General features: G+C 64.4%; 20 protein-coding genes. 11 read left to right on the forward strand and 9 right to left on the reverse strand.

Annotation, left to right across the window (positions count from 1 at the left end; genetic code table 11):
* Window positions 1-10: 10 nt before the first annotated feature.
* Complete coding sequence (locus ACVRRC_RS08500; protein ID WP_472996853.1) at window positions 11-736, forward strand: DUF72 domain-containing protein; 726 nt, start codon at window positions 11-13, stop codon at window positions 734-736.
* A 3-nt stretch (window positions 737-739) separates the two neighbouring features.
* On the opposite strand, the gene ACVRRC_RS08505 is transcribed toward ACVRRC_RS08500, so the two are convergent.
* A complete protein-coding gene (locus ACVRRC_RS08505) occupies window positions 740-1,333 on the reverse strand; it encodes a hypothetical protein (RefSeq protein ID WP_170800539.1) in 594 nt (197 codons plus the stop codon).
* 310 nt (window positions 1,334-1,643) lie between these two features.
* On the opposite strand from ACVRRC_RS08505, the gene ACVRRC_RS08510 reads away from it, so the two are divergent.
* The gene (locus ACVRRC_RS08510) at window positions 1,644-3,257 is read left to right on the forward strand and encodes a methyl-accepting chemotaxis protein (protein WP_234493196.1); all 1,614 of its coding nucleotides are present in this window, start codon (window positions 1,644-1,646) and stop codon (window positions 3,255-3,257) included.
* A 101-nt stretch (window positions 3,258-3,358) separates the two neighbouring features.
* On the opposite strand, the gene ACVRRC_RS08515 is transcribed toward ACVRRC_RS08510, so the two are convergent.
* The 3 genes from ACVRRC_RS08515 to ACVRRC_RS08525 form a co-directional block, all read right to left on the reverse strand.
* A complete protein-coding gene (locus ACVRRC_RS08515) occupies window positions 3,359-5,356 on the reverse strand; it encodes a peptidase U32 family protein (RefSeq protein ID WP_472996854.1) in 1,998 nt (665 codons plus the stop codon).
* Window positions 5,357-5,503: 147 nt separating this feature from the next.
* Window positions 5,504-6,538, reverse strand: a complete 1,035-nt coding sequence (locus ACVRRC_RS08520) for a MerR family transcriptional regulator (protein WP_472996856.1) — start codon at window positions 6,536-6,538, stop codon at window positions 5,504-5,506.
* Between the two features lie 157 nt (window positions 6,539-6,695).
* Window positions 6,696-7,097, reverse strand: a complete 402-nt coding sequence (locus tag ACVRRC_RS08525) for a hypothetical protein (RefSeq protein WP_013982393.1) — start codon at window positions 7,095-7,097, stop codon at window positions 6,696-6,698.
* 151 nt (window positions 7,098-7,248) lie between these two features.
* Here ACVRRC_RS08525 and ACVRRC_RS08530 point away from each other — a divergent pair, with 151 nt between their 5' ends.
* Entirely contained in the window at window positions 7,249-8,085 is an 837-nt protein-coding gene (locus ACVRRC_RS08530; RefSeq protein WP_011912779.1) for a CAP domain-containing protein, read from the forward strand.
* Between the two features lie 124 nt (window positions 8,086-8,209).
* On the forward strand, window positions 8,210-10,120 hold the full coding sequence (locus ACVRRC_RS08535) for a metallophosphoesterase family protein (protein ID WP_472996996.1): 1,911 nt from the start codon (window positions 8,210-8,212) through the stop codon (window positions 10,118-10,120).
* A 17-nt stretch (window positions 10,121-10,137) separates the two neighbouring features.
* On the opposite strand, the gene ACVRRC_RS08540 is transcribed toward ACVRRC_RS08535, so the two are convergent.
* The 4 genes from ACVRRC_RS08540 to ACVRRC_RS08555 all read right to left on the reverse strand — a co-directional run bounded on the left by ACVRRC_RS08540 (window position 10,138) and on the right by ACVRRC_RS08555 (window position 15,152).
* Entirely contained in the window at window positions 10,138-10,785 is a 648-nt protein-coding gene (locus ACVRRC_RS08540) for a cation efflux transmembrane domain-containing protein (RefSeq protein ID WP_011912781.1), read from the reverse strand.
* Window positions 10,786-10,882: 97 nt separating this feature from the next.
* On the reverse strand, window positions 10,883-12,805 hold the full coding sequence (locus ACVRRC_RS08545; protein WP_048328833.1) for a methyl-accepting chemotaxis protein: 1,923 nt from the start codon (window positions 12,803-12,805) through the stop codon (window positions 10,883-10,885).
* A gap of 180 nt (window positions 12,806-12,985) precedes the next feature.
* Window positions 12,986-14,287, reverse strand: coding sequence for an SLC13 family permease (locus tag ACVRRC_RS08550; RefSeq protein WP_048328834.1), 1,302 nt, complete (start codon window positions 14,285-14,287; stop codon window positions 12,986-12,988).
* A gap of 31 nt (window positions 14,288-14,318) precedes the next feature.
* Window positions 14,319-15,152 (reverse strand): amidohydrolase family protein, encoded by an 834-nt coding sequence (locus ACVRRC_RS08555; RefSeq protein WP_048328835.1) that lies wholly within the window; start codon window positions 15,150-15,152, stop codon window positions 14,319-14,321.
* Between the two features lie 177 nt (window positions 15,153-15,329).
* Between ACVRRC_RS08555 and ACVRRC_RS08560 the strand changes: the two genes are divergently transcribed.
* The 4 genes from ACVRRC_RS08560 (at window position 15,330) to ACVRRC_RS08575 (ending at window position 16,988) form a co-directional block, all read left to right on the forward strand.
* Window positions 15,330-16,067, forward strand: coding sequence for a GntR family transcriptional regulator (locus tag ACVRRC_RS08560; RefSeq protein ID WP_048328836.1), 738 nt, complete (start codon window positions 15,330-15,332; stop codon window positions 16,065-16,067).
* Window positions 16,068-16,113: 46 nt separating this feature from the next.
* The gene (locus tag ACVRRC_RS08565) at window positions 16,114-16,551 is read left to right on the forward strand and encodes a MerR family transcriptional regulator (RefSeq protein WP_048328837.1); all 438 of its coding nucleotides are present in this window, start codon (window positions 16,114-16,116) and stop codon (window positions 16,549-16,551) included.
* Between the two features lie 43 nt (window positions 16,552-16,594).
* Window positions 16,595-16,738, forward strand: a complete 144-nt coding sequence (locus ACVRRC_RS08570; RefSeq protein WP_013982396.1) for a hypothetical protein — start codon at window positions 16,595-16,597, stop codon at window positions 16,736-16,738.
* A 121-nt stretch (window positions 16,739-16,859) separates the two neighbouring features.
* Window positions 16,860-16,988 (forward strand): hypothetical protein, encoded by a 129-nt coding sequence (locus ACVRRC_RS08575; protein ID WP_019407085.1) that lies wholly within the window; start codon window positions 16,860-16,862, stop codon window positions 16,986-16,988.
* Between the two features lie 57 nt (window positions 16,989-17,045).
* On the opposite strand, the gene ACVRRC_RS08580 is transcribed toward ACVRRC_RS08575, so the two are convergent.
* Window positions 17,046-18,233 (reverse strand): benzoate/H(+) symporter BenE family transporter, encoded by a 1,188-nt coding sequence (locus ACVRRC_RS08580; RefSeq protein WP_045158433.1) that lies wholly within the window; start codon window positions 18,231-18,233, stop codon window positions 17,046-17,048.
* A 246-nt stretch (window positions 18,234-18,479) separates the two neighbouring features.
* On the opposite strand from ACVRRC_RS08580, the gene fliE reads away from it, so the two are divergent.
* The 3 genes from fliE to fliG are packed head-to-tail and all read left to right on the forward strand — an operon-like array spanning window position 18,480 to window position 21,616.
* Entirely contained in the window at window positions 18,480-18,809 is a 330-nt protein-coding gene (gene fliE, locus ACVRRC_RS08585; protein WP_011913702.1) for a flagellar hook-basal body complex protein FliE, read from the forward strand.
* 13 nt (window positions 18,810-18,822) lie between these two features.
* A complete protein-coding gene (gene fliF, locus ACVRRC_RS08590) occupies window positions 18,823-20,607 on the forward strand; it encodes a flagellar basal-body MS-ring/collar protein FliF (RefSeq protein WP_013983230.1) in 1,785 nt (594 codons plus the stop codon).
* On the forward strand, window positions 20,600-21,616 hold the full coding sequence (gene fliG, locus ACVRRC_RS08595; RefSeq protein ID WP_472996859.1) for a flagellar motor switch protein FliG: 1,017 nt from the start codon (window positions 20,600-20,602) through the stop codon (window positions 21,614-21,616). The genes fliF and fliG overlap by 8 nt, the downstream gene beginning before the upstream one ends.

The raw sequence follows: 21,616 nt of genomic DNA on the forward strand, positions 1-21,616 counted from the left end.
AGAGGTCGCGATGACGAAGAGCTCACACATTCGCCTCGGCTGTGCCGGCTGGAGCCTGCCGCGCGACGCCGGGCGAGTCTTCCCCGCGCAGGGGACTCATCTCGAGCGTTATGCACAGGTGCTTCACGCGACGGAAATCAATTCTTCCTTTTATCGCCCGCATCGCCCTGCGACCTACCGCAAGTGGGCCGCCAGCGTGCCGGAGGGGTTCAGCTTCTGCGTGAAGCTGCCGCGGCAGATCAGCCATGAAAAGCGCCTGCGAGATTGCACGCAGGAACTGGAGCGCTTTCTCGGCGAAGTTTCCGAGCTGGGTGCCGGGCTCGGCTGCCTGCTGCTGCAGTTGCCCCCATCGCTGCCCTATGAGGACACGCTGGCTGAGGCGTTCTTCGCAGAACTGCGCGAGCGCTACGGAGGCGACCTGGCGCTGGAACCACGACATGCCAGCTGGCTTAAGGCCGACGCCCAGCTCCGGCACTGGCGTATCGCCCGCGCCGCCGCGGACCCGTCGCCCCTCCCGGGTGGCGGTGAACCGGGTGGCTGGCCGGGCCTGCGCTACTACCGCCTGCATGGATCCCCGCGGATCTATTACTCGGCGTATTCCTGCCAATGGCTGAAGTGCCTGGCCGAGCAATTGCGTGACTACAGCGATACACCCTGCTGGTGCATCTTCGACAACACTGCCAGCGGCGCCGCAGTGACCGACGCGTTGACGCTGCAGTCGCTGCTGCAGAGCTGACGATCAGCGCGGAATGATGCGCACGCGCCCAGCAGTGTTGTCGCGTCGGGCGGCTTTTTCATTCTCGGCTCGGCCGGGGATACTGCCGGAGTGCTGGCCGCGCTCCGGCGTCGCGGTACCGTTCAGCTCTCGCTCGTCGACGCTGATGGAGGTGGCGTCAGGGTAGCCGGTTGTCAGTGTCTCCGTGCTGGCGGTGACGGGCGTGGCATCGTCATTCCAGCTTGCGCTGCGTTCGTCGATGTCGATGGCGCCGTTGCGCTCCATGATCTGCTCGACGATCGGCACCCGCTCTTCGTTCTGAAGCGATACGGTCACGATGGTCGATCCGCGTCGGGCCGCCTCGGGATAACGTCCGGCATGAGCGGCGGCACCATCGCCGAAGACCTTGCGGAAGAAGTTGCCGATATGTTCGGCCGCCGTGGCGTCCGAGGCCGGCTCCTCGCCAACGACCTCTACGCGACTGCCATCGACGTTCGACGGGTTCATGGACATCGACAGCTGGATGTCGTCATGGGAGACACCCTCGGTCACGAGTTCGGCTTTGACTTGCTCCGCCTGGGCATAGCGGTCAAACGCGGCAATCAGTATCTGGGTCATGGCTTCACCTATCTTGTCGAGTGCACGAGTTGAGGTTGCTCTCCGTTGGCCTCTGGACCACGGGTGGCGCGGTGCATACCTACTGGCTGTTGGGCGCTGCGACCCGCACGATGGTTCCATATTTACTAAGGGCGATCGGAGCATCGGCCCTCGCAGACGGTGCGAAGGGGGTTCTACTTCTTTGGTCTGATGTCGTCGTGATATCGATGGACGGATCTTGTACAGCTATTGGACCGGTGAAACACTCTGTATCACTTCGAAGCAGCCCGGCTTCGATGCCTCCCCCTCACGGTGCCCCATGTTCCGCTCAATGAACGTATCCACCCGAGCTGCTGCCAGCTTCTCGGTCATCGCGTTGATGTTGCTGTTTGTCGGATGTTTTTCGCTGTTTCAGGTCCAGGCGCTGCGGGAAACGGAGCAGGTCATCGAAACCAACTGGCTAGCCGGCGTTCGAGACACTGGCCGGCTTCGGGGAGATGTGCTGGAGCTGCGTCTGACAGTAGCGCGTTCCCTCATTCCGTCCGACGATGGCTCGGCATCCTCGGCAAGCAGTGAGATTGGTCGGCGCCGGTCGCACATCGAAGAGCAATTGGGAGCGTATCTGGGCTCACCGGTCATCGACGAGCATGAACGGCAGCTCGTGCGGAGCGTTCAGGGTGCGGTCGATCGCTACGGCCAGTCGCTCGATCGCCTGCTGGCGTCGCTAGAAAGTGGCGACGTGGCCGCTGCCGTCGCGTTGTTCAACGGCGACATGCGACAGCAGGGTACGGATATCAATCAGGTACTCGCAGCGTTGACGGCTTACAACGACGAAGGGGCCAAGGCATCGAGTGTATCGGCTGGCTTGGTTTATACCCGCAGTCTGTGGGTCCTGCTCGGTGTAATGGGTTTCGCGATCCTGGCCACGTCGGGCTTGGCGATCGGCTTCACGCGCAGCATCACCAAGCCACTGGGACAAGCTGTGCAGGTGGCTGAAAGCATCGCCGGGGCTGACCTGAGCCAGCCAATCGAGTTGGAAGGCACCGACGAGCCTGCCCGCCTGCTGGCCGCCCTGGCCACGATGCAGGCGACGTTGCGCGCGACGCTTAAGCACATAGGCGATTCCTCGACCCAGCTGGCGACGGCAACGGAAGAGATGACCAGCGTTGCACACGAAGGCAAACGCGGCCTGCAGCGGCAGAATGAGCAGGTTGAGCTGGCCGCGACAGCTGTCAACGAGATGACGGCTGCCATTGAAGAGGTAGCGAGCAATGCGGCCTCGACATCTGACAGCGTGCGCGACTCGACGGCTGCTGCCGAGGCGGGCCGCCATCACGTCAACGATACGGTCAAGGCGATCGATAGCCTATCGGCGCGCATCAGTGACACCGGCGGGCATGTCGAGGGCCTTGCTGGACAGGCACGGGATATCAGCAAGGTGCTCGATGTGATACGCAACATCGCCGAGCAGACCAACCTGCTTGCCCTGAATGCCGCTATCGAAGCAGCACGTGCCGGAGACCAGGGGCGTGGCTTCGCCGTGGTCGCCGATGAGGTTCGGGCGCTCGCTCACCGTACGGGGCAATCGACTCAGGAAATCGAACTGATGATTGCGGCGATCCAGGCCGGTACCGATAGCGTGGTCAAGGCTACTGCCCTGAGCACGGAAGAGGCTGGCAGAACCTTGGGTGTGGCTCGTGAGGCAGGGGCCATGCTGGATAACATTGCCGCCTCGGTAGCGATCATCAACGAGCGCACCGTCATGATCGCGACAGCCGCCGAACAGCAGGCACAAGTCGCTCGGGAAGTGGACCGCAGCCTGATGGCCATACGGGACCTCTCCATTCAGTCGGCGGCTGGCGCCGATCAGACTGCGGCCGCCAGCGATGAACTGGCCAGACTGGCCACCGACCTCAACCATATGGCTCTGCGTTTCAGGACGTGACGCTCATACGGCGTCGCATCGCCTCTGCGTAGCTTCTCGCGCCGAGATTCGATCAGCGGCACAGGCGTCCATGACGAACGCCTGTGCCGCCGGCCAGCGGGTTACGCCGGCTTGTGGCGAATGGTCTTGAGCAAGTCGTCCGGCGTGATGTGCCCGACCACGCTGGCGGCGCTACCCGGCTGCGGCAGGTCGAGGATGTGGCCCTTCATCTTGCCGATCACGTGCATCTCGCAGGGTTTGCAGTCGAACTTCAGCGTCAGCACCTCGTCACCGTGCACCAGCTGCATCGGCGCGACCTTCGTGCGCACGCCGGTGACGCCCTTGGCCTGCTTCGGGCACAGATTGAAGGAGAAGCGCAGGCAGTGCTTGGTGATCATCACCGGCACTTCACCGGTCTCCTCGTGGGCCTCGTACGCCGCGTCGATCAGCTGCACGCCGTAACGGTGATAGAAGGTCCGGGCCTTCTCGTTGTAGACGTTGTAGAGAAACGACAGGTGCGATTCTGGATAGACCGGCGGCGGCACGCTGACCGGCTTGCGCCCGCCGCGCGGGCGGATGGCTTCGCGCGCTTCGGTGAGTGCCTCGATGGCTTCGCGGCGCAGCGCCTTGAGTTGCGAATTGGGGATGAAGAACGCCTGCGGCGCATCCACCTCGACCTCTTCGGCGTGATAGATGGTGGTGCCCAGCTGGCTCAGCAGGTCGGAGATCTGGCCGGGCACCTGCTCGGGCTTCTTCGCTTCGCCGAAGGGGCCGGGCAGTGTGGCCGTGGCATAGGCGCCTTCCTCGCTGGTGACATGCAGCTCCAGCTCATCGGCGCGCAATTTTGCCAGCCACCGCACACCGATGCGGCGCTCGGCGGAGGTCTTGAGCAGCGCGTTCTGCCAGTTGTGGTCCAGGTTGCGGTTGAGCGGGTGGTTCGGGCGCACCTGGCGCATCGCGGCGGGCATTTCGTTGGGTTCGACGCGGTACTGCCAGAACGGCTGACCGTCCTCCTCGAACTGCTTCAGCGGCTCGACCACGCTGGCACGGAAACCCACCACCTCGCGCTTGATCAGCGCGTTAAGGCCGTCGCCGTTTGAGAGCGGCTCGCGGGTCTGCACGGTCAGGTCATGCTTGCCGACCTTGAGCACTTCACCCACGGCGAGGCCGGTGAAGGTCGGCGAGTCGAAGGCGCCGATGTCGATCTTGCGGTCGGTGACGAAGTAGTCGGTGCTGCCGCGGTGGAACGTCTTGTCCGGGTCCGGGACGAAAAAGTGATCGGTGCGGCCGCTGGAGGCGCGGGCCAGGTCCGGGCGCTCGGCAAGAATGCCGTCCAGGCGCTGGCGGTAGTAAGCGGTGATGTTCTTCACATAGCTCACATCCTTGTAGCGCCCCTCGATCTTGAACGAACGCACGCCGGCATCCACCAGCGCGCTCAGGTTGGCGCTCTGGTTGTTGTCCTTCATCGACAGCAGGTGCTTTTCGAAGGCCACCACGCGGCCTTGATCGTCCTTCAGCGTGTAGGGCAGGCGGCAGGCCTGCGAGCAGTCGCCGCGATTGGCGCTGCGCCCGGTCTGCGCGTGGCTGATATTGCACTGCCCGGAAAACGCCACGCACAGCGCGCCGTGGATGAAGAATTCCAGGGTCGAATCCACTTCGTCGTAGATCGCGCGGATTTCCTGCAGGTTCAGCTCGCGGGCGAGGACCAGCTGCGAGAAACCGGCCTTGTCGAGGAACTTGGCCCGTTCCAGCGTGCGGATATCGGTCTGGGTGCTGGCATGGATCTCGATGGGCGGAATATCCAGCTCCATGATGCCCATGTCCTGCACGATCAGCGCGTCAACGCCGATCTCGTACAGCTGCTGGATCAGCGCGCGCGCTGCTTCCAGTTCGTCGTCGTGCAGGATGGTGTTCAGCGTGACGAACACCCGCGCGTGGAACAGATGGGCAAATCTCACCAGCTCGGCGATGTCGGCCACGCTGTTCTCGGCGTTGTGCCGGGCACCAAAGCTGGGGCCGCCGATGTACACCGCATCGGCGCCATGCAGGATGGCCTCGCGGGCGATGATGGCGTCACGGGCAGGGGCGAGCAGTTCGAGATGGTGCTTGGGAAGGGACATGGGCACGGACCGGCTGTGTTTCGAGGTCGTGCATTGTAAAGACTTGCCGCGCAGCGTCCATGCGCAACGCCTCCGTTGGCGACGATCTGTTGCCGCCGAGCCGGGAGCCTGCGTGGCCGGCACGCAGGCTCATCGCCGGCGGTCTGCCTAGCTGCGGGCGTGCTGCATCAGGGCCGTCATGGCCTGCCGCAGGTAGTCGATCAGCTCGGGCGCTATCCAGGTACCGGCCTGCAACTCCGGTTCCTGCTGCTCGGCCTGCTGGATTCGGCGCTGGGTGTCGGCGTTCGGGCCGGCGTAGGCGCTGAACAACTCACCCCAGCGGCGGGCCAGTGCGGTCACCCGCTCGTGCTCCGGCGGGAGACGCTCGCTACGGCAGCGCTGAAGTTGCGCGAGCAGTTCCGGCCATTGGCGCAGGCTTGCGGCGTAATGCGTGCGCATGCGGGCGAACTCGTCGTCCGTCAGGTGGCGGCGGTAGATCGCCAGGCGGTGCTCGGCGAACGCCGCCAGCACATAGTCGCGTATGGCCTGGCTGACGCCGGTTCGCTGCTGCAGCCCTGGCTCGGCTGCGTGCATGGTGTCGAGCCTGGTCAGCAGGGCTGGGTCCTGCGCGGTGTCGCGCTCGAGCTGGATCATCCAGTCCCGCGCCAGCCGCTGTGCCTGCTTAGCCTGCGGCGGTACGCCGGCCTCCATCAGTGCCTTGGCCTGCTCAGCCAGGGCGGGCCAGGCACTGGTGCCTTGGTCGAGTCGTTCGGTGAAGGCCAGCCTGGCCAGTTCGTCGGCGGAAAAGTGCTTTTCGTACATGATCATCGATCCCAGGGTATCCAGTAGGTCGGTCAACGCGGGTTCCTCGCGCAGAACGTAGCGCTCGCGCAGCCTGTGCAATCGGCTGAGCAGGCGCTGGATGCTCTGCAACTGGCGATCGAGCTGCAGCAATTGCTGGTCGATCAGTCCAGGCAGGGAAACCGCGCGCTGGTTCAACAGGGCTCCGATGTCGGTCAGCGACAGGCCAAGGCCACGCAGTGCCTGGATGTGATGCAGGCGCTCGATGTCCTTGCGGTCGTAGAGCCGATAACCGGCATCGGAGCGTGCGGACGGTTTGAGCAGATCAAGGTTGTCGTAGTGATGCAGCGTCCGGACGGTCACGCCGGAGCGCTTGGCCAGTTCGCCTACCTTGAGCAACATTGATGTCTCCTTTTCGTTTCGCACGGCAGGGATCGTCGGGGCTGCCGCTGCGTGAGGGTCAAGCGGCAGGAACGGATTTTTTTCGAAGGGGGCGGGCTCGGCTATGAAACCGCCCATGGCAGCGAACGCAGGTCGATTGCGACGGGGCGCAGGTTGCTCATAACCCACCCAGCAAATCGTGCGCATCGAGCAGGCGCCAGGCGATTTCCGGGCGCTGCGCCAGACCGCGGCGAACGGCGGCGGCAATGGCGGGGCGGGTCTTGCGGCAGAGGCCGGGTTGCTCGGCGAACTCGATGGCGATGCCGCGCATGCTGCGCACTTCGTTGTGGCCGGGGGCGATCGTCATGCGAATGCCCAGCTGTTCGAACATGCGCTGCTGCAGCCGTTCCAGTTCCTCCAGACTCTGCACGTTGGCCAGACGCTCGAGCAGGCGGTTTTCCTCGTGGCGGGTGAGCAGCAGGATGCGCACGTCGGCGCCCGGTGCTTCCAGCAGCTCGTCCCGCCGACAGGTGCAGGTGCCGGGTGGGCAGGATTGGCGAATCGGCGGTTGGCTGTTCATGGCGCCTGATCATAGCCAAGGCCGCCAGCGGCGCCCAGCCGGTGGCCTTGTGCCGCTGCGGTGATGACAAGCGCGGCGGTGTCGCGCACCATGGCGCCAGTTTCCGCGCCGGGTGCGCGTCGTTCCGTCAGGGAATTGCTGGAGAATTGTCATGCGTGTTCTGTCATCCGTCCTGCTGCTGGCGACCCTTTGCGTTGCCGGCGCCGCTGCGGCCGAGGAGGCCCGGCTGGTCGAGTCGATCAATGCCTACCGTGGCGAGGTGCAGCGCTGCGGCAGCAAGGCCAGCGAGGAGCTGCCGCCACTCACGGCCGATTCGCGGCTGAACTTGCCGGTCGGCGCCGCCGGTGACCTGCAGGATGCCTTGTCCCGCGCTGGCTACCCGATGGTCACGGTGCAGGCGATCACGCTGTCCGGTCCGCGGGATGCCCAGGCGGCGATGCAGGCGCTGCGCGAAAGCTTCTGCCGGGTGATCCTCGATCCTCAGTTCACCGATATCGGCGTCAGCCGCGAAGGTCGCGACTGGCGCATCGTGGTGGCGCGGCCGCTGCTCGATGGTCGCCTCGGCGACTGGCAGGCCGAAGGGCAGAAGCTGCTGGAACAGATCAATCGTGCCCGGGCCTCGGCGCGCCGTTGCGGTAGCCAGGATTTCGCCGCCGCGCGGCCGCTGGCCTGGAACGCGACGCTGGGCAGCACCGCCGAGGCTCACAGTCGGGCGATGGCCAATCGCAACTTCTTCAGTCACTTGAGCGAGGACGGCCGTACGCCGGGCGATCGCGCCGAACTCGCCGGCTACGCCGGCAGCCTGGTCGGTGAGAACATCGCCGCGGCGCTGCCGACCGCGCGCAAGGTATTGGAAGGCTGGCTGGCCAGCCCGGGGCACTGCGCCAACCTGATGAACCCGGCGTACACCGAGCTGGGCGCGGCCTATGCGGTCGATCCGCAGAGCGACGCGGCCATCTACTGGACGGCCATGTTCGGCGCCCCTTGAACGGCAAGTCGAGCCCCTCGTTGCTTCCAATGAGCGATCGGGGCCGGTGTGCTGTCAGAGAAGCCTGTTGCCACAGACAGGGTTGCCCTTGACCGACATTTCCACCCACCAGGATCTGCCGCCCGTGCTGGCCGGCCCGTTGCTGCGTCGAGCCGAGCCTGACGGTCTGACCTTCTGGCTGATCGCGTCACGCGTGCTCGAGCTGTCGCTGATCCTTGAAAGCCCCCAGGCCGGCCAGCAGCGGCGCATTCGACTCGAAGGCGAGGCCTGCCAGCGGCTGCGGCTTGGCCATCATGCGGTGCTGCACCTCATCCGTTTCACGCCCGATGCAGCGCTGCCCGGCGACTGCCTGATCGAGTACGACCTTTTGCTCCACGAGGGCGAGCAGCAGCGGGGCATCGCCGACTGGGCGCCACACCTGCTGCACGACGGCGCCACGCGGCCGAGCTTCGTCATCAAGTCGCGGCTCGACCGCGTGCTGCACGGCTCCTGTCGCAAACCGCACCATGCGGCCGCGGATGGGCTGCTGTGCGTGGATGAGCTGGTGCGCCGCGGCTTGACCGATCCGGACGCGCGCCCGGCAGTGCTGCTGATGACCGGCGACCAGGTCTACGCCGATGATGTCGCTGGGCCGATGCTGGTTGCCATCCACGCGCTGATGCGCCGGCTGGGCCTGTACGGCGAGCATCTCCAGGGCGCGGTGGTGGACGACAGCGATGAACTGCTGGCCCACCCGGCCACCTACTACCGGCGCGAGCAATTGCTGCCCGCGTTCAAGTCCAACGAGGCGTTGCGCGAACGCTTCTTCGGCGGTGTGGAAAAGCCGGTGTTCACCACCGCCAACGGACAGAACCACCTGATCACCCTCGCCGAGGTCATGGCCATGTACCTGCTGGTGTGGTCGCCCACGCCGTGGTCGCTGATCGAACCGGTGATGCCTGCGCTCGAGGCGAAGCACGCCGAGCGCTATCGCCGCGAAGAACACTGTCTGCGGGGGTTGCGGCGCACTTTGCCGCAGGCTGCGCGGGCGCTGGCCCATGTGCCGTCGTTGATGATCTTCGACGACCACGACATCACCGACGACTGGAACCTGTCGGCTCGCTGGGAGGAGACCGCCTACGGCCACCCGCTGTCGCGGCGAATCATCGGCAATGCGCTCATCGCCTATCTGCTCTGCCAGGCCTGGGGCAATCAGCCCGAGCGTTTCGGCGCGCTGCTGGCGCAGGTGCAGCAGCTGCTGGAGGCGGCTCGGGATGGCTGGCTCGATTGCGCCGAACAGGACCGTCTCATCGAGACGCTGCTGCGTCTGGACGGCTGGGGCTACGAATTGCCAAGCGAACCGCCGCTGGTGGTGCTCGACACCCGCACCCGGCGCTGGCGCAGCGAGCGCAATCTGAGTCGCCCTTCCGGCCTGATGGATTGGGAGGCGCTGAGCGAACTGCAGCAGAACATCCTCGACAAGCCCTCGGTGCTGATCGTCTCGCCGGCGCCGATGTTCGGCGTCAAGCTGATCGAGGCGGTGCAGCGGGTGTTCAGCTGGGCCGGCCAGCCCTTGCTGGTGGATGCGGAAAACTGGATGGCCCACCGTGGTGCCGCGCACGTGATGATGAACATCTTCCGTCATTCGCGCACGCCGGGTAACTACGTGATCCTCTCCGGTGACGTGCATTACTCCTTCGTCTACGAAGTGCACATCCGCGCCCGCGACAGCGGGCCGAGGGTCTGGCAGATCACCAGCAGCGGGGTGAAGAACGAGTTTCCACGACGCCTGCTGGACTGGTTCGATCGCCTCAACCGCTGGCTGTATGCGCCCTGGTCGCCGCTGAACTGGCTGACCAAGCGGCGGCGCCTGGAAGTCGTGCCGCGTGTGCCGGACCGCAGCCAGGCGGGCGAGCGTCTGTGGAACGGCTCGGGCATCGGCCTGCTGGTGCTGGATGAGCAGGGCAGGCCGCGGGAAATCCTCCAGCTGAACGCCGATGGCTCGGCTCCGGTGGCCTTCCTCCACGAGCGCAGCCGGTCGGGCTGCGATCGGTAGAGAACGCGAAGCCTGCGTCAGGCGCCTCGCTCCATTTGCCTGACGGCCATTCGCTCGGTGCGCAGCTCGTCGAGGGCGTGGCGGGTGATCTGCACGGCTGCGCTGATCGACAGCAGCGCCATGATGCTGGCCACGATCAGGTCCGGCCAGCCCGCCCCAGTGCCGAACACACCCAGCGCCGCCAGCATCACGGCGATATTGCCCAGCGCATCGTTGCGGCTGCACAGCCAGACACTGCGCATGTTGCTGTCGCCTTCACGGTAGGCATAGAGCATGAGCGCCACGGCGACGTTCGCCAGCAGTGCGATGGTGCCGACGATGCCCATCGTCGTGGCCTGGGGCACGCTGGCATCGATGAAGTTGTCGATCGCGACTACCAGGATGAACAGGCCGAACAGACCCATGGTCAGTGCCTTGGCCAGCGACGCCCTGGCCCGCATGACCACGCCCATGCCCAGCACGAACAGGCTGACACCGTAGTTGGCCGCATCGCCGAAGAAGTCCAGCGAGTCGGCCAGCAGCGAGACCGAACCGGCCCGCACGCCGGCGCCGATCTCCACCGCGAACATCGCCAGGTTGATCAGCAGCGCGATCCAGAGAATCCGCCGATAGCGCCCGCGCACCGCTGCGCTGGCGCAACCACTGTTGCAGCAATTTCCTGCCATGTACGTCGCCTCGGAATGTCGATGGCATTACGCTAAACCCTGTAGCAACTACAGGGTCAAGCGCCGCTCCGACGTGAGTGCGCATCGTGGTCCGGCGTCAGACGCGAAAGCGGCTGACCAGCATCTGCAGTTCGTTACCCAGGCGTGCCAGCTCGATACTGGACGCCGCGGTTTCATCGCTGGCCGTTGCGGTCTGCTCGGAGATGTCGCGTACATTCACAACGTTACGGCTGATCTCTTCCGCGACGGCGCCCTGTTCCTCGGCGGCCGCTGCGATCTGCTGATTCATTGCCTGGATGTCGGAGACCTTGCTGGTGATGTCGCTGAGTGCCAGTCCCGCCCTGCGTGTGAGTTCGACGCTGCTTTGAGTCAGGGTGTGGCTGCTCTGCATTGCTGCTGCGGCCTGCTGAGTGCCGTGTTGCAGGGCGGCGACCAATTGCTCGATTTCCTCGGTGGATTTCTGCGTCCGTTGCGCCAGACTGCGCACTTCATCGGCGACGACCGCGAAGCCGCGTCCCGCTTCGCCGGCCCGCGCGGCCTCGATGGCGGCATTGAGTGCGAGCAAGTTGGTCTGTTCGGCGACCGCCTTGATCACATCCATTACGCTGCCGATGCGGTTGCTTTCCGCTTCCAGGCTGGTCATCGCTTCGGCCGAGCGAAGCATTTCCCGGGAGAGTCGCTCGATCTGTTCGATCGCCTCGCCGACGACCGCATCGCCCGCGCGCGCATCGCGGTCTGCCGCATTGGCTGCCTGCGATGCCTGCTCGGCGTTGCGTGCCACTTCCTGCACGGTAGCGGACATCTCCTGCATGGCCGTTGCAACCTGGTCGGTTTCGGCGCGCTGGCCGTTCATCCCGACACTGGTCTGCTCTGTGACTGCCGACAGCTGCTCGGCGGCGCTGGCCATTTGCGTGACGCTGTCGCGGATGCCGCTGATCAGCTCGCGCAAGGTCGCCGACATGCCCATTACCCCGCGCTGCAGCGCACCGATCTCATCCTGACGGCGGATGTCCCGCTGGTCGGTCAGGTCACCGGCGGCGATATTCCTGACCACGGCAAGCGTTTCGGCGAGGGGATGCGTGATCTGGCGGGTAATCAGCCAGGCCGCCAGTAGACCGATAAGAAGGGCGAACGCGGTAACCAGCGCCTGGGTGAGTTTCGATTGCGCCGCCTCGTGCTCGCGGCTTGCGCTCTGCGCCTGGGTCAGGGCGCGGGCCAGGCCTCTGATCTCGCCGGCCTGGCTGGCCATGTCCTGGCGTGCTGTGCTGATGGCTTCGGTCTGCGCGACGACGGCGTGGAGTGCCGCCAGGTAGCCATCCAGCGCCTGTTCGGTTACCGCGACCTGAGCGGAATACGCCTGGCCAAGCACTGTCTGCACGCGTGCAGCGGACTGTCGGGCCAGCTTGATCTGCTGTCCGACCTTGGCCGCCATTTCCGGCGTTGGCGTTGTGTTGTAGCCACGCATCTCGTAGCGCACCAGCTGCCAGTTCATGCGCAGCTCCGCAATCGCCTCGATGCCCGTGTAGCGATTCTCGGCGTGCTCCGGCATCTGCGCCACAGCCTTGCCCATCGCCGCGATCGGCTCGCTGGCGAGAGCGGCCTGCTTGCCCATATCCGCCCTGGCGGCATTACCGGCGGCATAGGCTTCACGCATTCTGCTCAGCGTGGCGCGATAGCGCTGTATCTGTTCGCCCTGCTTTTGTAACAGCATCCGGTTTTGCGGATCACGAAAGGCCGGCGCGATGTCCCGGTGCTGCGCCGCAAAGTGGTCGAGGGCCTCGGTTACCGCCTCGGCTGACTTCGCGTCGCCGTTGTCCAGCATGTATTGGAGGCGGGCCACCCTGAGTTCGTCCAGCGCTTCGTTCAGCGCGGCGATCCGTTCCATCAGTTCGCTGCGATGGATGACGCCGCTCAGGCTGAGCCAGCCGGAGATCGCCAGTGCGATCGTCAGCAGCAGCACCGCGCCAAAGCCGATCGTCAGTTTCCTGGTCATGCTGATATCGGCGAACCAGTTCTTCATGAGTCCTTTCTCCTTGTCGAAAGTTGGCTGCGGTATCGGGACCACAGCCGAGGGCCTCGCCGTCGCGCCTTGGCGTCGGTTGGCTGATAGCGCAGCTGCTGACCGGCGGGCGGATCAGCGTTGCGCTCGAACACGATTGGCTGCCGGCGCCATGGCACGCTGTCGGGCCATGGCGGTGGGTCAGTAGAGGACGGTCAGCAGCACGTTGAATATCAGCGCCGCGACGAACCCCAGCGGGGCGGCGCGGAACAGCAGCTGCGGGAACAGCACGGTGCGGCTTTGCTCGGTGGGGCAGGAGCCGAGGATCAGGCTGCCTCCTGAGGAGAATGGCGAGATCGAGGTCGCCTGCGAGCCGACGACGATGGCTACGAACAGGATCAGCGGGTCCAGCCCCAGTGCCGAGGCGATCGGCGGCACCATCGGAAACAGCGCGGGCGTGACCACGCCCAGGGTGCTGGAGAACAGTGACATGAATGCCGCGACGATGCCGAACACCAGCGGCACCAGAATCGGCGGAATACTGTTGCCCATCCACGACGCCAGGATGTCGATGGTGCCGGCCTTGATCGCCACCGAAATCAGCATTCCGACGCCGCAGATCATGATCAGCGTGGCCCAGGGTACCGATGCCATCGCTTTGCGCTCGTCGCCGAGCTTGAGGAGTAGCGCGATCACCGAGAACAGGCTGGCGATCAGACCGATGTCCATCTTCGAGTTGACGAGGCGGGCTGTCGGGTTGTCCGGCAACATCAGGTAGGCGATTGGTGCCGCTAGGACGATGGCCATCATTGCCAGCGTCAGCCACAGCGTCATCCGCTGCTCACGGTTCAGCGGCGTCGGTGGTGTCGCGGCGAAGACCGAAGCCTTCATGGCTTTACCGTGTCCGGTCAGAAAGACCAGCACCGAAATCACCAGCAACGGGATCACCAGCGTGCTGACGAAGATGCCCGCGGTATTGATGAAGGCCTCGTTCTCCGTGATGCCGGCGTTGACCATAAGGCCGCGGAAGATGATGCCGCTTTGGCTGGATACGAAGTTGGCTCCGCTCAGGGCTCCATAGTTCACAGCCATCCCGCCGGCGATCAGGCTCATGCCGGTACGCTCACAGAGCAACAGGGTGATCGGTGCCATGAACGCCAGTACGGTGTAGTAGCCGGCGCCCATCGCGGAGATGAGCGTGGCGGTGAAGAACACTGCAAAGGGGAGCAGTTGTGGCACCGATCGACAGTGGTAGATCAGGTGTTCGGCAAGTTTCTCCAGCGTTCCGTTGACCGTTGCGAAGCTGTAGAAAAGGCAGACGGAGAAGATCACGAAGAAGATCTTCAGCGGCCACATGGCGATGATTTCGGAAGGGCTGAGCCCCATTCCGAACGCGCCGATCAGGTAGGCGAACGCGATGGCGAACAGACCGATGTTGATCTTGGTTTTGTAGCCGAGGGCGACTGCGACAACGATAGCCGCGACGACGAGCAGGCTCATCATGATGGATATGTCCTGTTGTGTGACGGATCGTTTAGTTGCACGTCGCAAAGCCGAACAGCTTTGCCGCGTTGGTCAGCAATACCTGAGTCCGCTCACGAGTATCCGGCAGCAGGATGTCGATGAGGGAAAGCTGCTCGGTGTAATCGGTCTGGCTTTCGAACTGGGTGTTGGGCCAGTCGCTGCCCCAGACGAATCGCTCGATGCCACCGGCTGCATGGCGTGCCTTGGCCAGCACCGTTGCCGCTTGCGCGATGTCGGATTGGCTCCGATACGCGGCGGAGAGCTTGAGCCAGACCTGTGGGTTGGCCAGCGATTGCAGGAATGCCTGGTGATTGGGTTTCCCGGCATCGATTCCGCCGGTAGGCAGCCCGAAATGATCGATCACCACCGTCACTCCGCAAGCCAGCAGGCCGGGAATGACCAGCGCCACATCGTCGATGCCGCGCTGGATTTCGACCTGCCAGCCACGGGCACCAAGCCGAGCGAATAGCCCCATCCATTCAGCGCTGGCGTATTCGGTCAGCGCCTTTCCGATGAGATTCAGCCGGATGCCTACCACGCCGGCTTCTTCCAGCTCGTCTAGCTGCGTATCGCTGATGCTTGCGTCCACCACCGCAACGCCCCTCAGTCGCTGCGGATAACGGCGTAGCGCGTCAAGCATGAAGTGATTGTCGGTACCGAGAAAGCTCGGCTGGATCAGCACGCCGTGGGAAAGCCCGTGGCGATCGAGATGCGCAAGATACTGTTCGACCAGTGCATCGTAATGCGGGCTGTAGCGTCGGTTGGAAACCATCGGCAGGTCTTGCCGGAAGACATGGGCGTGGGTGTCGACGCCAGTGATCGCAGGCGGGTGAAGGCCGGTCATTGTGATAACCCTGATTGTTGTAGTGATGGAGAAGCGAGACGCGTAATGGGACTGTACGGTCTTTATGGTTTCATCTAGTCATATATATGAATAGATGACCATATAGTTAGCTCAGCCTCTCTGTCAATCGCTGGGCCGGTGGTACAGTTGTGCCGGGTCAATGAACGAATCGATGAAATGAACACCCCGATACTCGGATACGACGAGCGCCTGCCGCTCTATCAGCGGCTGCGCGAAGAGATGCTGGCGAAGATCGCAGCAGGCGAGTGGATGCCCGGCGCGCCCATCCCCACCGAAGCGGAGCTGACCAGGCTTTATGGCGTGGCGATCGGCACCGTGCGCAAGGCTGTGGACACGTTGGTGAACGAGGGATTGCTGCTGCGTAGCCAGGGCCGCGGCACCTTCGTGCGCCGCCCGAATTTCGATGCCTCGCTAGCGCGTTTCTTTCGCCAGGTGGATGCCAGCGGCGGGCGCGAGATCCCGGGCAGCCGGATTCTGGCCAGGACAGTTGAGGAACCAGCGGATACGGTGTCGGCTGCACTCAGGCTGCAGGATGGCGAAAAGGTCATTCACCTTGAGCGACTGCGGATCATCGAGGGGCGGACGCTTTTTCACGAGGACATCTGGTTGCCTGCCACCCGCTTTGCTGCGCTGCTGGAAGTCGACATCGAGGGGTTTGGCGAGCTGCTGTATCCGTTCTACGAAACCCAGTGCGGCCAGTGTGTCGCCTCGGCGAAGGAGACGCTGACGGTGGGGGAGGCCGATGGCGCCATGGCCAGGTTTCTGGCGATCAAGGAGGGTGCGCCGATGGTGATCATCGAGCGGGTCGCCCTGGGCTACGACCGAAGCCCGCTCGAATACCGCATTTCTCGTGCTGCTGCCGATGGGTTCCGTTACCAGATCGATATTTCCTGACGGTTGCCTTCAGCCATATCCGATTGCCGCGAGCCAGGATCTAGCCATGTCTATCACCATCGGCAAACTCAGCCAGGCCACGGCTGTGAACGTGGAGACCATCCGCTACTACGAGCGCATCGGCCTGCTCGCGGCGCCGTTGCGGACGTCGTCCGGCTATCGCAGCTACACGGCTCAGGACGTGGCGCGGTTGCGGTTCATCAAGCGGGGGCGGGAGCTGGGCTTCTCCCTTGATGAAATTCGCACGCTGGTCGAACTGGCCGATCAGCCGGGTCACGCCTGTAGCGATGTCGATCGCCTGGTTCAGACTCACCTGGTCGAGGTGCGCCAGCGCATCGCCGACCTGCAGCGGCTCGAGGCGGAGTTGCAGCGCCTGGCCGGTTGCAATCAGTCGTCGGTGAAGGACTGCCGCATCATCGAAGCGCTCTCGGCAGCGGTACCGCAGGCCGGGTCCACTGTCGACGATCGCAGAACGACCAGCTAGTACGGCACTCCAACGCACTGAACCCACTGCCGAGGACGCTGCCATGATCGATCCAGACGACCCGCTCAAGGATGGACTGACCCCGCCCGATTACGACGAATACGGCGACGTGCCGGATTCCGGCGAGAACGCTGACGACAGCCAACCGAGTGACGAGCCGAACGCGGGAGAAAGCCCGCTGGGATAACGCCTGCTGCCGGCATGCTCGGCCGACATGACTGGACAATTCTCCCCGCCCGGCCTAAAAAGCGCGCTGCGCCGGCCGCCCTGAGGCCGGTGCGGCATCCTTGGCTGAAGGCAGACCTACCGTGAAAAAGAAGAAGCCCGTCGACCCCATCCGGCAAGCCGAAAAGAACCGCGCCCACCGAATCGGCTGGCTGATCGCCCTGGCGGGCATCGCCGCCGGTTTCGCGCTGGTGATGATCAAGCCGGCCTAACAGCGAACGTGCCCGTTGCCTTCGCCGCGCGCCGATGCACCCCGCGCGGCATACCAGCTAGCTGCGTGGCTTGAGGATCAACAGCGTCAGCACGCCGGCGATCAGGCCCCACAGCGCCGCGCCGATGCCGAACAGCGTCAGCCCCGATGCCGTCACCATGAAGGTGATCAGCGCCGCTTCGCGCTCGTTGGGTTGCTGCATCGCCTGGGTCAGCCCCGAGCCGATCGAGCCGAGCAGGGCCAGCGCCGCGATGGACAGCACCAGCGCGGCCGGAAAGGCCGCGAACAGCGCCGCCAGCGTCGCACCGAAGATACCGGCGATGCCGTAGAACACGCCGCACCAGGCTGCTGCGGTGTAGCGTTTGCCTGGGTCGGGGTGCGCCTCCGGGCCGGCGCAGATCGCCATGGTGATCGCCGCCAGATGGATGCCGTGGGAGCCGAATGGGGCTAGCAGCACCGAGGCGATGCCCGTTGTCGAGATCAGTGGCGAAGCCGGCACCTGATAGCCCTCGGCGCGCAGCACGGCGAGCCCCGGCATGTTCTGCGAGGCCATTGCGATAACGAACAGCGGGATGCCGATGCTGAATACGGCAGCGAAAGAGAACGCCGGGGTGGTCCACACCGGCACCGCTATCTGCAGGCTGAAGCGCTGGAAATCCAGCAGGCCGGTAACCCCGGCGATCAGGCAACCCACCAGCAGTGCGGCCAGCACTGCGTAACGTGGCTGCAGGCGCTTGGTCAGCAGGTAGCTGAAGAACATGCCGAGCACCAGCACCGGCTGGACACCAACGGCGCGGAAGATTTCGCTGCCGATGTTGAACAGCACGCCTGCCAGCAGCGCGGCGGCCAGGGACGCCGGTACCCGCCGCATGAGGCGGTCGAAGCTGCCAGTGATGCCGCACAGCGCGATCAAGGCCGATGCGAAGATGAAGGCGCCGATCGCTTCGGCATAGGGAACGCCGGGCAGGCTGGTGATCAGCAGCGCGGCGCCGGGCGTCGACCAGGCAACCACCACGGGCGTGCGATAGCGCAACGACAGGCCGATGCTGCAGATCGCCATGCCGATGGACAGCGCCCAGATCCACGACGAGATCTGTCCGGCGCTCAGCCCGGCCGCCTGGCCCGCCTGGAACATCAGCACCAGTGAACTGGTGTAGCCGGTGAGCATGGCAATGAAGCCGGCGACGACAGTGGATGGCGAGCTGTCGCTCAGAGGACGCAGGGCGCTGCGACTGATTTCGTTCATTCTTTGCTGTTCTTCTGCTGAGCGATGGGAGGCCGACGGCTGCCGCGGCCTATGGTACAAGCCTAGGGGGCTGCGCTGGCCAGCGTCCCGGTACAGCCAAAGGCGCGTTGGGCGTAACAGTCGGCAATGACTGCTGCCTGTCATCGCCCCGCCAGGCGCTTCACCTGCGAACTGGCACCCTTGTTGCTATCTAGTCTTTGCTCGCCGCGCGATGCGTCAAAAAAACCGCGGCTGTTGGAGGATTAGATGAGTCAGGGCGTTCAATTCAATCGCTTGATGCTGGAAATGCGGGCCATGCAGACCGATGCCATGGCGCGTTCCAAGCCGGAGGTCCAGACCCAGGAGGTCGGCGCGCCGAGCTTTTCCGACATGCTTGGCCAGGCGGTGAACAAGGTGCACGAAACCCAGCAGGTTTCGAGCCAGCTCGCCTCTGCCTTCGAGATGGGGCAGGGCGGCGTCGACCTGACCGAAGTGATGATCGCCTCGCAGAAGGCCAGCGTTTCCTTTCAGGCCATGACCCAGGTGCGCAACAAGCTGGTTCAGGCTTACCAAGACATCATGCAGATGCCGGTGTGAGGCGGATTGAATCATGGCTGAAGCGGTGAGCAACGTTCCGGTGCCGGCAACCCCCGAGGGTGGCAAGAAGCCCTTGCTGGGCCTGTCGTTCCTGGAAAACCTTTCGGAAATGTCCATGCTGCGACAGATCGGCCTGTTGGTCGGGCTGGCGGCCAGCGTGGCGATGGGTTTTGCCGTGGTGCTCTGGTCGCAGCAACCCGATTACCGCCCGCTGCTCGGCAGCCTGGCGGGAATGGATGCCAATCAGGTGATGGAAACCCTCGCTGCCGCGGACATCGCCTATACCGTCGAACCCAATTCCGGCGCCCTGCTGGTCAAGGCCAATGATCTGGCGCGTGCCCGCCTGAAGCTCGCAGGCGCCGGCATCGCGCCGGCCGACAGCAACATCGGTTTCGAGATTCTGGACAAGGATCAGGGCCTCGGCACCAGCCAGTTCATGGAGGCGACCCGTTATCGCCGTGGCCTCGAGGGTGAGCTGGGTCGTACCATTTCCAGCCTGAACAACGTCAAGGGTGCTCGTGTGCACCTGGCGATTCCGAAAAGCTCGGTATTCGTGCGCGACGAGCGCAAGCCCAGCGCTTCGGTTCTGGTGGAACTCTATCCAGGGCGAGCGCTGGAGCCGAGCCAGGTGATGGCCATCATCAACCTGGTCGCCACCAGCGTGCCGGAGCTCAACAAGTCGCAGATCACCGTGGTCGACCAGAAGGGCAACCTGCTCTCCGACCAACAGGAGCTGACCGAGCTGAGCATGGCGGGCAAGCAGTTCGACTACAGCCGCCGCATGGAAAGCCTCTATACCCAGCGTGTGCACAATATCCTGCAGCCGGTGCTTGGCAGTGGCCGCTACAAGGCGGAAGTCTCGGCGGATGTGGATTTCAGCGCGGTTGAATCCACCTCGGAGACCTTCAACCCGGACCAGCCGGCACTGCGCAGCGAGCAGAGCGTCAATGAACAGCGCCAGAGCAGCCTGCCGCCGCAAGGTGTGCCGGGTGCCCTGAGCAACCAGCCGCCGGGCCCGGCTTCGGCTCCCGAGCAGGCCAATCAGGCTGCTGCGGCCGCCGGTGCCGTGGCGCCCGGCCAGCCGCTGGTGGACGCCAACGGTCAGCAGATCATGGACCCGGTGACCGGCCAGCCGATGCTGGCGCCGTTCCCGGCAGACAAGCGCGAGCAGGCCACGCGCAATTACGAGCTCGACCGTTCCATCAGCTACACCAAGCAGCAGCATGGCCGCCTGCGCCGCCTGTCGGTGGCGGTGGTGGTCGACGACCAGATGTCGCTCAATGCGGCTGGCGAGATGGTGCGCGTGCCGTGGAATGCCGACGATCTGGCGCGCTTCACCCGGCTGGTACAGGACGCCGTTGGCTTCGACGCCAGCCGCGGCGACAGCGTCAGCGTGATCAATACCGCCTTCGTCGCCGACAGCTTCGGTGAAACCTTCGAGGAGATTCCGTTCTACTCGCAGCCCTGGTTCTGGGATGTCGTCAAGCAGGTGCTCGGCGTGCTGTTCATCCTGGTGCTGGTGTTCGGTGTACTGCGCCCTGTGCTCAAGAGCCTGACCAATCCGAACGCCGGTAAAGAACTGCAGGTGGCCGGCATGCCCGGTGAACTGGGCGAGGACGAAGGTCTGGATGGCGGCCTGGCCAACGACAGGGTCAGCCTGAGCGGTCCGCAGAACATCCTGCTGCCAAGCCCCAGCGAGGGATATGAAGCCCAGCTGAACGCGATCAAGAACCTGGTGGCCGATGACCCGGGACGGGTAGCCCAGGTGGTGAAAGAGTGGATCAACGCCGATGAGTGACAATCGAGTTCCAGCCAAGCTCAACAAGGTCGACAAGGCTGCCATCCTGCTGCTCTCGCTGGGCGAGACCGATGCGGCGCAGGTGCTGCGCCACCTCGGCCCGAAAGAGGTCCAGCGCGTCGGTACGGCCATGGCGCAGATGCGCAACGTGCAGAAGGCACAGATCGAGCAGGTGATGAGCGAGTTCGTCGAGATCGTCGGCGACCAGACCAGTCTGGGCGTCGGCTCCGACGGCTACATCCGCAAGATGCTCACCCAGGCACTGGGCGAGGACAAGGCCGGCGGCCTGATCGATCGTATCCTACTGGGCGGCAACACCAGCGGTCTGGACAGCCTGAAGTGGATGGAGCCGCGCGCCGTGGCCGATGTGATCCGCTACGAGCATCCACAGATCCAGGCCATCGTGGTGGCCTATCTCGATCCGGATCAGGCCGGCGAGGTGCTGTCCCACTTCGACCACAAGGTGCGCCTGGACATCGTGCTGCGCGTGTCTTCGTTGAATACCGTGCAGCCCGCCGCCCTGAAGGAATTGAACCTGATCCTGGAGAAGCAGTTCTCCGGCAGCACCAATACCAGCCGCGCCAGCCTGGGCGGCGTGAAGCGGGCGGCCGACATCATGAACTACCTGGACAGCTCCACCGAAGGTCAGCTCATGGACGCCATCCGCGAGGTGGACGAGGACCTGTCTAGCCAGATCGAAGACCTGATGTTCGTCTTCGACAATCTCGCCGAGGTCGACGACCGTGGCATCCAGGTGCTGCTGCGTGAGGTATCCTCCGACGTGCTGGTGATGGCGCTCAAAGGCGCCGACGACGGCATCAAGGAGAAGGTCTTCAAGAACATGTCCAAGCGCGCCGGTGAGCTGCTGCGCGACGATCTGGAGGCCAAAGGGCCGGTACGTGTCAGCGACGTGGAAAATGCCCAGAAGGAAATTCTCACCATCGCTCGTCGCATGGCCGAGGCCGGGGAAATTGTCCTGGGCTCCAAGGGCGGCGAAGAGATGATCTAA

This window comes from Stutzerimonas sp. LR2 (assembly GCF_055755175.1).

Coding starts and splice junctions, on each gene's coding strand:
- ACVRRC_RS08500 (WP_472996853.1), top strand. CDS start 11: ATGACGAAGAGCTCACACATTCGCCTCGGCTGTGCCGGCTGGAGCCTG.
- ACVRRC_RS08505 (WP_170800539.1), bottom strand. CDS start 1,333: ATGACCCAGATACTGATTGCCGCGTTTGACCGCTATGCCCAGGCGGAG.
- ACVRRC_RS08510 (WP_234493196.1), top strand. CDS start 1,644: ATGAACGTATCCACCCGAGCTGCTGCCAGCTTCTCGGTCATCGCGTTG.
- ACVRRC_RS08515 (WP_472996854.1), bottom strand. CDS start 5,356: ATGTCCCTTCCCAAGCACCATCTCGAACTGCTCGCCCCTGCCCGTGAC.
- ACVRRC_RS08520 (WP_472996856.1), bottom strand. CDS start 6,538: ATGTTGCTCAAGGTAGGCGAACTGGCCAAGCGCTCCGGCGTGACCGTC.
- ACVRRC_RS08525 (WP_013982393.1), bottom strand. CDS start 7,097: ATGAACAGCCAACCGCCGATTCGCCAATCCTGCCCACCCGGCACCTGC.
- ACVRRC_RS08530 (WP_011912779.1), top strand. CDS start 7,249: ATGCGTGTTCTGTCATCCGTCCTGCTGCTGGCGACCCTTTGCGTTGCC.
- ACVRRC_RS08540 (WP_011912781.1), bottom strand. CDS start 10,785: ATGGCAGGAAATTGCTGCAACAGTGGTTGCGCCAGCGCAGCGGTGCGC.
- ACVRRC_RS08545 (WP_048328833.1), bottom strand. CDS start 12,805: ATGAAGAACTGGTTCGCCGATATCAGCATGACCAGGAAACTGACGATC.
- ACVRRC_RS08550 (WP_048328834.1), bottom strand. CDS start 14,287: ATGATGAGCCTGCTCGTCGTCGCGGCTATCGTTGTCGCAGTCGCCCTC.
- ACVRRC_RS08555 (WP_048328835.1), bottom strand. CDS start 15,152: ATGACCGGCCTTCACCCGCCTGCGATCACTGGCGTCGACACCCACGCC.
- ACVRRC_RS08560 (WP_048328836.1), top strand. CDS start 15,330: ATGAACACCCCGATACTCGGATACGACGAGCGCCTGCCGCTCTATCAG.
- ACVRRC_RS08565 (WP_048328837.1), top strand. CDS start 16,114: ATGTCTATCACCATCGGCAAACTCAGCCAGGCCACGGCTGTGAACGTG.
- ACVRRC_RS08570 (WP_013982396.1), top strand. CDS start 16,595: ATGATCGATCCAGACGACCCGCTCAAGGATGGACTGACCCCGCCCGAT.
- ACVRRC_RS08580 (WP_045158433.1), bottom strand. CDS start 18,233: ATGAACGAAATCAGTCGCAGCGCCCTGCGTCCTCTGAGCGACAGCTCG.
- fliE (WP_011913702.1), top strand. CDS start 18,480: ATGAGTCAGGGCGTTCAATTCAATCGCTTGATGCTGGAAATGCGGGCC.
- fliF (WP_013983230.1), top strand. CDS start 18,823: ATGGCTGAAGCGGTGAGCAACGTTCCGGTGCCGGCAACCCCCGAGGGT.
- fliG (WP_472996859.1), top strand. CDS start 20,600: ATGAGTGACAATCGAGTTCCAGCCAAGCTCAACAAGGTCGACAAGGCT.